A 12274-nucleotide genomic window follows, 5' to 3' on the forward strand; every position below is an offset into this window, starting at 1 on the left:
GCAGGCACTGCGCCGTGTGCGTCCGGCGGGACACCCGGCGCGCCCGCCCCGGCCGCCCGCCCCTCACGGCCGCAGCACCACCTTGCCGAGATTGGCCCGCGCCTCGATGATCTCGTGCGCCTTCGCGGCCTCGGCCAGCGGCAGTTCGGCGTGCACGGCGGCCCGCAGCCGCCCCGATCCGGCCAGCTCCCACAGCTGTGCCTCGTGCCGCTCGTACCGCTCCCGGTGGACGGTGGCGAAGCGCCGCATGGTCAGCCCGGTGATGGTCTTCGAACCCGCCAGGAGCTCGTACGCCGGGACCGTACCGCCGCCGGAGTTGAAGAAGATCAGCCGGCCGCCCTCGGCGAGCGCCGCCAGGGCCCGCGGCAGCAGCTCGCCGCCGACGCCGTCCAGCACGATGTCCACCGGCTCGCTCCAGGACTCCTGGTCATAGGTGACCACCTCGTCGGCCCCGAGCCCGTACAGGAACTCCGCCTTGTCCGCGGAGCCGACGGCGGCCACCACCCGCGGCACCCCCTGGAGCTTGGCCAGTTGGACGGCGAGGTGCCCGGTGGCGCTGGCCGCCCCGGTGATCAGTACGGACTCGGTGCCGGCCGGCGCCGCGGTGCTCAGCGCCGCCAGCGCGACCTGGCCGCTGCGCACCAGGGCGACCGCCTCGACGGCGCTCGCCCCGTCCGGTATCCGGCTCGCCAGGAAAGCGGGCGCGAGGGCGAGTTCGGCGTAGGAGCCCTTGAAGGTCAGCGAGGTGACGCGGTCGCCCACCGCAAAGCCGGTGACGTCCGGGCCGAGGGCGACGACCTCCCCGGCGATCTCGCCTCCGGGCATGCTCGGCAGGGGATCGCCGCCGCCCTTGCCGTCCCCGCGCACCCGGCGCACACACGGCAGCGTCACCCCGATCGCCTCGGTGCGCACCAGCAGCTCGCCGGGGCCGGGCACCGGGCTCTCGGCCTCCTCGACGCACAGGACCTCGGGGCCGCCGTAGGCATGAAACCGGACACGGCGCATGGGCCGTCACCTCCAGGGGACATCGGTCGGCACGCGCATGACCTGCACTCATGGCCTGGGCGCAGGCCCATCCCGACCGGGATTCATTGGGTGCCCCAACAGTAACCACAAAACCGTTGGGGGCGCCAATGGTTTCTGGGATACGGTGGTCCCATGTCCGACGACCACGACCACCACGCCTACGCCCCCTCCCGCATCCGCGCGCTCCCCAGCTGGCTGCTGGGCCGCGCCGCCGCCCGGGGCCACCGGCTCGTCGCCGACGCGCTCGCCGCCGAAGGCATGCGGATGATGCATCACGCCGTGCTCTCGGCGGTCGCCGAACTCGGCCCCGTATCGCAGGCCGAACTCGGCCGGACGCTGGGCATCGACCCCAAGGACATCGTGGCGATCGTCAATGACCTCCAGAAGGACGGGCTGGTCACCCGCACGCCCGACCCCAAGGACCGGCGCAAGAACGCCATCGAGATCTCGTCCGCCGGCGAGCACCGGCTGCGCCGCACCGAAAAGCTCGGCGACGAGGCGAACGAGCGGCTCACCGCGGACCTGACCCCGGCGGAGCGCGAGCAGTTGATCGCCCTGCTGACCAGGATCGCGCTGCCGCGGTAGCGCGACGCGCGCCGCCTCAGCCCGTGGTGGCGGCCTCGTGCAGGGCGAGGCGGTGCTCTCCCGCGTACACGTTCATGGAGCTGCCGCGCAGGAACCCGACCAGGGTCAGCCCGGTCTCCGCGGCCAGGTCGACGGCCAGCGAGGACGGCGCGGAGACCGCCGCCAGCACCGGGATGCCCGCCATCACGGCCTTCTGCGCCAGCTCGAAGGACGCCCGCCCGGACACCATCAGCACCGCGGACGACAGCGGCAACAGCCCCTGCTGCAGCGCCCGCCCGACGACCTTGTCGACGGCGTTATGACGTCCCACGTCCTCCCGGACGTCGAGCAGCTCCCCGTCCGTGCTGAACAGCGCCGCCGCATGCAGGCCCCCGGTCCGCTCGAAGACCCGCTGCGCGGCCCGGAGCCGGTCGGGGAGGGCGGCCAGCGTCGCCGGCTCCATACGGACCGGAGTGTCGGGGGAGGTGTCCAGCGCCCAGCGTGCCTGGGTACGCACCGCATCCAGACTGGCCTTCCCGCACAGCCCGCACGAGGACGTCGTATAGACATTGCGCGCCAGGGTGATGTCCGGCACGGGGACGCCGGCGGCCAGCCGCACGTCCACGACGTTGTACGTGTTCGAGCCGTCGTCCGTCGCCCCCGCGCAGTAGACGATGTTCGCCACCTCGTCCGCCCGCCCGATGACGCCCTCGCTGACCAGGAAGCCCGCGGCCAGCGCGAAATCATCGCCCGGGGTCCGCATGGTGATCGCCAGCGGCTTGCCGTCCAGCCGGATCTCCAGCGGCTCCTCGGCGACCAGGGTGTCCGGGCGGGTGCTCACGACTCCGTCGCGGATGCGGATGACGCGGCGTCGCTCGGTGACCCGTCCCATGGCTGATCAGTCCTACTCGGTCGATTCGGCGCTGCTGGATGTGGTGGCCCGCCGCCTGGCGATTTCATTGTCCTGCACGGAGGGGCCCGAGTGGGACGGCCGAATATTGCGAATATTGTCTACAGTATCCCTCCCCTCCCTCCCCTCCATGCCCGCCCATGGGTCGGGTACGGCAACGCCCCGCTCGCAGCAGCCGACGCCCCTGAGCCCTTCAGTCCTTCAGCCCTTCAGTTCACGCCCGCCGAACGCCCCCGACCCGTCGGCCGCCGCCCACGCCGCATCCAGCCCGGCCTGGTCCAGCGTCCCCCACTGCGGGGTCCGTTGGACGAGCGTGTGGCCCAGCCGCCGCCCCAGCTCGACCATCGCCCGGCCGGCCGCGCCGCGCTCGGTGCCGTACGCCTCGAGCGCATCCGGCCGCTCGGCAACCGCCCGCAGCGCGGCCTCCAGGGCGGCGGCGTCCTGCAGCGCCTTCACCGCCCCGGCACCGGTGTGCGGACGGGCCACGGTCGCCGCATCGCCCGCCAGTACCAGCCGCCCGGCGGTGTAGCACGGCGCCGTGAAGTCGTACATCGGCTGGATGAAACACTCCTGAGGCGGCGTCAGGCGGATCAGCCCGCCCCAGTACGGCGGCAGCAACTCGTCGGCGACATGGGCGAGATGGCGGTGCAGGTCCTCGGTCAGGGTGCCGGGCGGCAGGCTGGTGGGGGTGTCCAGCGCCAGGTCGACGCCTGCGGGCGGGGCGGTGTAGAGGACCCAGTTGGCGCGGTGGCCGCCGTTGCCGTCCGGGATGCGGTAGACGACGACATGGCCGCCGGGGAAGACGGCATAGATCATGTCCTCCTCCGCCCAGGGATCCGACGGCAGGCCCGGGAGGTCCAGCGCCGTCAGACGCTCGGCCGGTACCGCGCCGCGCCAGGCGAGATAGCCCGCAAAGCCGGTCCGGATGCCCGGGAACGCGGCGTCGCGGACCACCGACCGGTATCCGTCGGCGCCGATGACCAGGTCGAACCGTTCGGTACGGGCCGGCCCGGCCCCGTCGAGGTGCAGCTCCGCACCGTCCGCCGCGCCGACGACCTGACGTACCGTCACTCCCGTACGGAAGTCGACCGTCCCGGGCAGCCGCTGCCGCAGCTCCCGCCAGAGCGGCCCCCAGCAGTACGTCCGGAACGGGAACGGCATGACGCCGATGAGCCGGCCCAGGGGTGCAGCTGACCACCCGTCGCGCACGTACCAGCGACGGGTGGTCAGCTGCACCCACGGCATGCCCGCGTCCAGATAGCCCGCGGCGGCCAGCTCGGCATACCGGGCGTCGTGGACGGCGAGGCCGACACCGCGGTCGGCGAGGTGTCCGGCGGTGCGTTCATGGACCGTGATCCGGCCCGCTCCGGCGCGGTGCGCGGCGAGCGCCGTGGCGCAGCCCGCGATGCTGCCGCCGACAACGGCGACCTCCGCCCCGTCCATCCGGATACTGTCCGTGCCCCTGCTGCTGTTCACACATCCCCCTGTCCGGTGTCGCGCCGACGGCCGATGGTCGGTCGGCCCGGCTCAACCAGCCTCATTGTCAGGGAAATTGGCGAATATGCCGACCGGACCGGTGGCGTGCGTCACCAGGTCACTCTCTGTGGTGGGCCGCCCGCCCGCTGGGCACGCTCGGTAGACTGTAGACGAAAACCCATGCGTCAAAGGGGGCCTCGATGCTGTCCACAGGGCTGCCGCAGGGAGCCGTGCCGAGGCTCGAACGGCCCGGGCCGCTGCGCGAGCGCGTCTACGAGACCCTGCTCGAGCTGATCACCACCCGCGCGCTGCGCCCCGGTCAGCATCTGGTCGAGAGCGAGCTCGCCGGTCATCTCGGGGTCTCCCGGCAGCCGGTCCGCGAGGCGCTCCAGCGGCTCAGCACCGACGGCTGGGTCGATCTGCGTCCGGCGCAGGGTGCCTTTGTGCACGAGCCGACCGAGGAGGAGGCGGACCAGCTGCTGACGGTCCGTACGCTGCTGGAGGCCGAGGCGGCCCGGCTCGCGGCGGCGAACGCCGGGTCGGCCGGGATCGCGGAGCTGGAGCGGCTGTGCGCCCAGGGCGAGCGCGCGGTGGCACAGGACGACGTGGAGGAAGCGGTGGCAACCAATGCCGCATTCCACGCGAAGGTGATGGAGCTGGCCGGCAATGCGGTGCTCGCCGAGCTGGCCGCGCAGGTGGGGCGGCGGGTGCGCTGGTACTACACGCCGGTGGCCCGGCAGCGCGGCAAGCAGTCGTGGAGCGAGCACCGTGAGCTGATCGCGGCGATCGCCGCCCGGGACGAAGGGCGGGCCACCGAGCTGATGCGGGCGCACACCGAGCACACCCGCCGTACATACCACGAGCGCGAGCGTTCCTGAGGAGCGGAAGCGCCCGGGCGCACGGGACAGCTGCAGCGGCCCCGTCGTACGCCCCTCGTACAGCCTCGTTGTACACCCTCGTTCCGATCCGCGAGACCGGCCCGCTCCCGCACCCCCGCCCGGGTAATGTGCACCCGGTCACGATCACAGACAGCACCGACCACGAATGGCGAGAGGCGTATGAGCGAGGGGACAGCACCGTCCGCGGGCGAGGCGGCCGCGGTTGCCGACGAGGCGGCCCGGGAGCGGCTGCGCTATCTGCGCGGCAGCATCGACAACCTCGACGCCGCCCTGGTGCATCTGCTCGCCGAACGCTTCAAGTGCACCCAGCAGGTCGGCGAGCTCAAGGCCCGGCACAGCCTGCCGCCCGCCGACCCGGCCCGGGAGGCGGCGCAGATCGAGCGGCTGCGGAGGCTGGCGGAGGACGCCCGGCTGGATCCGGGGTTCGCGGAGAAATTCCTGAACTTCATCATCGACGAGGTCGTCCGGCATCACCAGGCGATCGCCGACAGGACGCTGAGCACCCAGAACGGACCGGCCGACGGCTGAGCCGGGCGGACGGCCCGCCCGCCGTCCGTCACCTCACCTCCCGGCTGATCGGCTGCGGATCGGGTGGCACATCCCGTAGCCGGGGACGTCCCGGCTGGTGCAGCAGCAGCGCGCACGCCGCCGCCACCATCGATGTGCCACCGGCCAGCGCATAGGCGCCGTTGTATCCCCAGGCGCCGACCGCCATCGAGCCCAGCCCGCCGCCGAACAGGCCGCTGACCAGCTTTCCGCTGTAGACCAGTCCGTAATGGGTGGCGTTGTGGTTCTCGCCGAAGTAGTCCGGGGTCAGCGCCGCGAACAACGGGTAGAACGCGCCGCCGCCGAATCCCGAGAGGAAGGCGAAGAACAGGAAGAGCCCTTGGCTGTGGAGGGTGCCGGCCCAGATCACACCGAATTGCGCCAGCCCCAGGACAACGATGACGCACACCAGGGTCGGCTTTCGTCCCCACAGATCGGACAGCCAGCCCATCGCGGCCCGTCCGACACCGTTGATGACGGACATCACGCCCATCGACGAGGCGGCGACCAGCGGGCCGAAGCCGACTTCCCTGGCGAAATCCACCTGGAAGGAAATCCCGAAGATCGAGACCCCGGCGGTCAGGACGAAGGTGACCCACATCAGCGGGAGCATTCCGCTCCGGATGGCTTCCTTGGGGGTGAACTGCCGCACCGCGGGCGGATTTCTCGAACGGAGCCGTGAGCTCGGGGGAGGGGCGATACCGGCGGGCCACCAGTTCTTCGGCGGATCCTTGAAGAACCAGGCGCAGACGCACACCACCAGAAGGATGTACACGCCGATGAGGTCCAGCATCTCGGCGTAATTGCCGGTGTCGAAGCTGTAGGTGAAGAGAAAGATGAAGGGCACCGCGCCGTACGCGAATCCGCCGTTCACCCATCCCGTCCTCGCGCCCCGCCGCTCGGGGAACCACTTGCCGACCATATTGATGCATGTGGCATAGACGAGCCCGGACCCGACGCCGCCGACCACGCCGAAGCCGCAGAGGGCCAGGAACACCGTGTCCAGATGAGCGAGCGCGACAAAGCCGATGAGGCAGAGCGCCGCCCCGAGGAACATCGCCTTACGGGCGCTCAGCATGCCCCGCTCGCGCAGCCAGCCGGCCGGAAAGGCGATACCCGCCTGGAAGAAGACCCAGACGCTCAGAATCCAGAAGGTGTCGCTCTGCGTCCAGTGATGGGCCCCCGAGAGGGTGTCCTGTGCCGAACCGTATGCGTACTCCGAAACGCTGATGGCCATCATGGCGACCCACGGCAGATACACCATCAGCTTGCGGGAATGGCCGAGCAGCTCCCGGTCCGTCTCGCCGGTGCGATAGACACGGCCGTTGCCGGCCGTGACGTCCCGCAACGCGGCCGCCGTCGGACGCCGTTCCCTGTCTGCGCTCATCTCATCCCCTTTCGTGACGGTCCATCAGATCACCCCCGCCGCCCTGAGCCGCCGCAGCTCCGCGTCCCCGAGCCCCAGCTCACCCCCGTACACCTCGTCGTTGTGCTCGCCGAGCAGCGGCGAGCGGTCGATCTCGACGGGGGAGTCGGACAGCTTCAGCGGCGAGCCGACGGTGGTGAAGGTCCCGCGCTGCGGATGCTCGACCTCGACGACCATCCCGTTGGCGGCCAGCGACGCATCCTCGACGATCTCCCTCGTCGAAAGGACCGGCCCACAAGGGATGTGGTGCGCATTCAGCCGTTCCAGCACCTCCCACTTGGGCAGCGTGCGGCTCCACTCCTCGATCAGCCGGAACAGCTTGGGCAGCCGGGGCAGCCGGGCCTCCGGCGTCGCCCACTCCGGGTCCTCGGCCAGCTCCGGCCGCCCGATCAGCTCGGTCAGCGGTCGCCAGCCGGCCGGCTGCACGATCACATAGACATAGTCGTTGGGCCCGCCGGGCGCGCACCGCACCGCCCACCCCGGCTGTCCGCCCCCGCTCGCATTCCCGCTGCGCGGCACCTCGTCCCCGAAATTCTCGTTCGGATACTCCGCCAACGGCCCGTGCGCCAGGCGCTGTTGGTCGCGCAGCTTGACGCGGCACAGATTGAGCACCGCGTGCTGCATCGCCACCTGGACCCGCTGCCCCCGGCCGGTGCGCTCGCGCTGGTAGAGCGCTGCGAGGATCCCGGCGACGCAGTGCACACCCGTCCCCGAGTCGCCGATCTGCGCGCCGGTCGCGAGCGGCGGCCCGTCCTCGAAACCGGTCGTCGCCATCGCCCCGCCCATCGCCTGCGCCACCACCTCGTACGCCTTGAAACCGGTGTACGGGCCGTCGCCGAAGCCCTTGACCGAGGCGTAGACGATCCGCGGATTGATCTCCCGGACGCGCTCCCAGGTGAAGCCCATCCGGTCCACCGCGCCCGGCCCGAAGTTCTCCACCAGGACGTCGCTGCGCCGGATCAGCTCCGCCAGCAGCTCCTTCCCGCGCTCCGTCTTGGTGTTGAGGGTGATGCTGCGCTTGTTGCAGTTGAGCATCGTGAAGTAGAGGGAGTCGACGTCGGGGAGGTCGCGCAGCTGCCGGCGCGTGATGTCACCGGTGGTCGCCTCCAGCTTGATCACATCCGCGCCCAGCCAGGCGAGCAGCTGGGTGGCGGACGGACCGGACTGCACATGGGTCATATCGAGGACCCGTATGCCGTCGAGGGCCTTGCCCTGGTGAGCCGTGTTGCCGTGAGTGCCGTCGTGAGCCGTGGTCATGGCCATCATCACTTGTACATGGTCTGGTTCATGGTTCCGGGGGCGTAGGCGTCCGGATCGATCCAGACATTGACCAGCGACGGTTTGCCCGACTCGCGGGCGCGCCGCAGCGCCGGGCCGATGTCTGCGGGGTCGCGGACCTCCTCGCCGTAGCCCCCGAGGATCCGGGCGAACCTGTCGTACGGCACGTCCCCGAGGGTGTTGCCGACCCGCTCCCGTTCCGCCCCGTACCTGGCCTTCTGGCCGTAACGGATCTGATTCATCGAGGAGTTGTTGCCGACGATCCCGACGAACGGCAGGCCGTAGCGGACCAAGGTCTCGAAGTCCCAGCCGGTGAGGCTGAACGCGCCGTCCCCGAAGAGGGCGACCACTTCCTTGTCGGGACGGGCCTGCTTGGCGGCGAGGACGAAGGGGATCCCGACGCCGAGGGTGCCCAGCGGCCCCGGATCCATCCAGTGGCCGGGCGACCTGGGCTGGACGACCTGCCCGGAGAAGGTGACGATGTCCCCGCCGTCCCCGATGTAGACCGAGTCCTCGGTCAGAAAGTCATTGATCTCGCTGACCAGGCGGTACGGATGGATCGGGGTGGCGTCCGAGCGCAGCTGCGGCAGCCGCTTCCCGACGGCGGCCAGCTCGGCCGCCCGCAGCTCCTCCCGCCACTCCTTGCGCTTGCCCGCACCGCCGTTCAGCCGCCCGGACGCGGCTTCGGCGACGGCCGCCAGCACCAGTGACGCGTCCCCGACGATGCCCAGGTCGATGTCACGGTTCTTGCCCACCGTCCGGTAGTCCAGGTCGATCTGGACGACGGTCGCCGCGGGGGAGAGGCGCTTGCCGTAGCCCATCCGGAAGTCGAAGGGCGTGCCGACGACCACGATCAGGTCGGCATGGGCGAAGGCGTGGCGGCGGGAGAGCTGGAAGTGGTGCGGATCGCCGGGCGGCAGCGTGCCGCGGCCCGCGCCGTTCATGTACGCGGGGACGTCGCAGGTCCGCACGAGCTCCGTCGCCGCGTCCGTGGCCCGGGTCGTCCACACCTGACTGCCCAGCAGAATCACCGGTTTCTCGGCCCGTACGAGGAGATCGGCGAGCCGTTCCACCGCCTCCGGGTCGCCGGCCGAGCGGGTCGAGGCGCGATAGCGCCCGGCCTGCGGAATCCGGGCCTGCTCGCGCGGCACCCTGGCGTCCAGTACGTCCCGGGGGATCTCCAGGAACGACGGGCCCGGCGCGCCGTGGAAGCACTCGCGGAACGCCATCGAGACCATGTCGGCGGCGCGCGCGGTCTCCGGGACGGTGGCGGCGAACTTGGTGATCGGCGCCATCATGTCGACGTGGGGGAGGTCCTGCAGCGAGCCCATCTTGTGCTGGCCGCGCGTGCCCTGCCCCCCGATCAGCAGCATCGGAGACTCGGCGCGCAAGGCGTTGGCCACCCCGGTGACCGCGTCCGTGGTGCCGGGCCCCGCGGTGACCACCGCACAGCCGGGCCGGCCGGTGATCCGGGCATGGCCGTCCGCGGCGTGCGCGGCGACCTGCTCATGCCGGACGTCGATGACCTCGATGCCCTCGTCGGCGCAGCCGTCGTAGATATCGATGATGTGGCCGCCGCAGAGGGTGTAGATGACGTCGACCCCCTCCGCCTTGAGCGCTTTGGCGACCAAGTGCCCACCGGAGATGAGGCCTTGTGCGTGGTCGGGCATGAGGCATCGCTTCCCTTCGTGAGGGGGCTGGATGGCCTTGAGCCTGAGCTTGAGCTTGGGGCGGGCCTGCTCGGGCCCGGTCGAGCTGGAGGCGCGTACCGCTGTTCCCCCTTTCTGGGCGCGCGGCGGAGAGATTGAATACAGCAGATTGCATACAGCCAACAGTCGACGAATACTGTATAAATCCGTTATCTCTCATTGGCGTGCCTCTGTCCAGCGGACGCACGGTGGCCGAGCGCCGGCGGGCGGGAGCCTGCCTGTCCATCGGGCCGGCGACTCTCCGGCGGGCGGCGAGCCGCTCGGAACGGACGTTCAGGCCGACGGCCCAGGGGTGACGTCCAGGCCGACGGCCGGGCCCCGGCTGCTCGCGGGTGCGCCTGGCCTCGGCGCGGGGCAGGTGAGTGGCCGCTCGGGCGAACGCGCCGCATGCTTCACTGCACCCCAAGGCCGAACCAAGGGCCATGCGTCCGCACGGCCCCCTAGGCGTCCTCTATGACTCCCGCTCGTCCGGGGCCCCGGGCGGCGCCCTCCCCGGTGGTCCGCCCGCCCGCCCCGAGTGACACTCGCCATACCTGGCGCCGGACCGTCCCCCGGACCGCCACACCCCACTACCGTCCAGTAACAAGGTTCCCCGAGAGCCGCCGAGATCCACCCGAGCGCCACCACCCTGCCCCTCCGGCCGTGCACCGAGAGCGGAGACACAGATGGCACCGATGGCACCGACCCCCGAAACCCCTGCCACCCCGAGCACCCTCACCCTCAAACCCGGAACGTCCTGGCAGGACGCCTGGCAGCGCAGCCTGGCCGCCGCCCCCGAGGCGTTCCGCGAGGACCATGTCCGTAACCTCTGGGCCGCCGCCTGGCACTCGGACGGCTCCCCGTTGCCCGCGACCAGCCCGGTGGACGGCACCCCCATCGCCGGTCCGCCCCGCCTCGATGCGGCCGCCGCCCGGGACGCCGTACGCGCCTCTCTTGACCAGCACCGCACCTGGCGCCACGTGCCCCTCCCCGAACGCAAGGCACGCATCGGCGCCACCCTCGACGCCCTCACCGAACACCGCGAACTTCTCGCCCTGCTCCTCGTATGGGAAATCGGCAAGCCCTGGAAACTCGCCCAGGCAGACGTCGACCGCGCCATCGACGGCGTCCGCTGGTACGTCTCCGAAATCGACCGCATGCTCACCGACCGGTCGCCACTCCCCGGTCCGGTCAGCAACATCGCCAGCTGGAACTACCCCATGTCGGTCCTGATCCACGCGATGCTGGTCCAGGCCCTGGCCGGCAACGCTGTCATCGCCAAAACCCCCACCGACGGCGGTCTGTCCTGCCTCACGCTCGCCTGCGCCCTCGCGGCCCGCGAGGGCGTCCCGGCAACCCTCCTCAGCGGCAGCGGAAGCGAACTCTCCCCCTCCCTCGTCCGCGCCCCCGAAATCGACTGTGTCTCCTTCGTCGGCGGTCGCGACACCGGCGCCCGTGTCGCCACCGCCGTCGCCGACCTCGGCAAACGCCACATCCTCGAACAAGAGGGCCTCAACACCTGGGCCATCTGGCACTACACCGACTGGGAAGCCCTGACCCCTCTCCTCCACAAGACCTTCGACTACGCCAAACAGCGCTGCACCGCCTACCCCCGCTTCGTCGTCCAGCGCGATGCCTTCGCCGACTTCCTCACGGCCTATCTCCCGGCCGTACGCGCCATCCGCTTCGGCCACCCCCTGGCCGTAGCCGCCCCGGACGACCCCCTGCCCGCCCTCGACTACGGCCCCCTCATCAACGCCGCCAAGGCCAAGGAACTCGCGGACCTGACCACGGAGGCCATCTCCCGCGGCGCCGTCCCCCTCCACCGCGGCGACCTGGCCGCCGGCCACTTCCTCCCCTCCCAGGACACCTCCGCCTACCTTCCCCCCACCACCCTCCTGTCCCCACCGCCGTCCTCCCCCCTCCACCACGCAGAGCCCTTCGGCCCCGTCGACACCATCGTCCTGGTCGACACGGAGGCGGAGCTGCTGGCCGCCATGAACGCCAGCAACGGCGCCCTGGTCGCCACCCTCTCCACCGACGACCCCGATACCTACGCCCGCCTGGCCTCCCAGATCCGCGCCTTCAAGGTCGGCCACGGCAAACCCCGCTCCCGCGGCGACCGCGAGGAACTCTTCGGCGGCTTCGGCAACTCCTGGCGCGGCGCCTTCGTGGGCGGCGAACTCCTCGTACACGCGGTGACCGAGGGCCCACCCGCCGAGCGCCTCCCCGGCAACTTCCCGGACTACCACTTGCTGCCGTAACGGCCCGCCCGCCACCCACCGCGCACATCACCGCAGGCCAACGGGGGAGGGCAGCCCCTCCTCCCCGCCGCCGGCACCGCACGTTCCCGCTCCACTGCTCGGAGCGGGAACGCACGGCGCCGCACCAACAGACGCCCGGTGCCGCACCAAGGACACCCAGCGCCCCTTGGCCACCCACCCACCCACCTACCCACCCG

General features: G+C 71.3%; 10 protein-coding genes. 4 read left to right on the forward strand and 6 right to left on the reverse strand.

The annotated features are described in order from the left end of the window. Positions 1-63 precede the first annotated feature (63 nt). On the reverse strand, positions 64-1005 hold the full coding sequence (locus tag ADL29_RS34130) for a quinone oxidoreductase family protein (protein ID WP_053927412.1): 942 nt from the start codon (positions 1003-1005) through the stop codon (positions 64-66). 153 nt (positions 1006-1158) lie between these two features. Here ADL29_RS34130 and ADL29_RS34135 point away from each other — a divergent pair, with 153 nt between their 5' ends. Continuing rightward, positions 1159-1611, forward strand: a complete 453-nt coding sequence (locus ADL29_RS34135) for a MarR family winged helix-turn-helix transcriptional regulator (RefSeq protein ID WP_053927413.1) — start codon at positions 1159-1161, stop codon at positions 1609-1611. Between the two features lie 16 nt (positions 1612-1627). Here ADL29_RS34135 and fdhD read toward each other — a convergent pair whose 3' ends face one another. Both fdhD and ADL29_RS34145 read right to left on the reverse strand, forming a co-directional pair. Next, positions 1628-2482: a formate dehydrogenase accessory sulfurtransferase FdhD gene (fdhD, locus tag ADL29_RS34140; RefSeq protein ID WP_046925165.1), complete on the reverse strand. Its 855-nt coding sequence runs from the start codon at positions 2480-2482 to the stop codon at positions 1628-1630. Between the two features lie 219 nt (positions 2483-2701). Then, a complete protein-coding gene (locus ADL29_RS34145; protein WP_053927414.1) occupies positions 2702-3943 on the reverse strand; it encodes an FAD-dependent monooxygenase in 1242 nt (413 codons plus the stop codon). Positions 3944-4176: 233 nt separating this feature from the next. Here ADL29_RS34145 and ADL29_RS34150 point away from each other — a divergent pair, with 233 nt between their 5' ends. Both ADL29_RS34150 and ADL29_RS34155 read left to right on the forward strand, forming a co-directional pair. Continuing rightward, positions 4177-4854 carry a GntR family transcriptional regulator gene (locus ADL29_RS34150; protein ID WP_078971495.1) on the forward strand — a complete coding sequence of 226 codons (678 nt, stop codon included), beginning with the start codon at positions 4177-4179 and terminating at the stop codon, positions 4852-4854. Positions 4855-5034: 180 nt separating this feature from the next. Continuing rightward, complete coding sequence (locus tag ADL29_RS34155; protein ID WP_053927416.1) at positions 5035-5403, forward strand: chorismate mutase; 369 nt, start codon at positions 5035-5037, stop codon at positions 5401-5403. A 28-nt stretch (positions 5404-5431) separates the two neighbouring features. On the opposite strand, the gene ADL29_RS34160 is transcribed toward ADL29_RS34155, so the two are convergent. From ADL29_RS34160 to ADL29_RS34170, 3 genes are read right to left on the reverse strand one after another with little or no spacing between them, the layout of a single operon-like run. Then, positions 5432-6808, reverse strand: a complete 1377-nt coding sequence (locus ADL29_RS34160) for an OFA family MFS transporter (protein WP_053927417.1) — start codon at positions 6806-6808, stop codon at positions 5432-5434. Positions 6809-6832: 24 nt separating this feature from the next. Continuing rightward, on the reverse strand, positions 6833-8104 hold the full coding sequence (gene frc, locus ADL29_RS34165; protein WP_053927420.1) for a formyl-CoA transferase: 1272 nt from the start codon (positions 8102-8104) through the stop codon (positions 6833-6835). A gap of 8 nt (positions 8105-8112) precedes the next feature. Next, entirely contained in the window at positions 8113-9795 is a 1683-nt protein-coding gene (locus ADL29_RS34170; protein ID WP_053927418.1) for a thiamine pyrophosphate-binding protein, read from the reverse strand. Between the two features lie 713 nt (positions 9796-10508). Between ADL29_RS34170 and ADL29_RS34175 the strand changes: the two genes are divergently transcribed. Next, on the forward strand, positions 10509-12077 hold the full coding sequence (locus ADL29_RS34175) for an aldehyde dehydrogenase family protein (RefSeq protein ID WP_053927421.1): 1569 nt from the start codon (positions 10509-10511) through the stop codon (positions 12075-12077). Positions 12078-12274: the final 197 nt, after the last annotated feature.

This window comes from Streptomyces chattanoogensis, assembly GCF_001294335.1.
GTDB classification, from domain to species: Bacteria; Actinomycetota; Actinomycetes; order Streptomycetales; family Streptomycetaceae; genus Streptomyces; species Streptomyces chattanoogensis.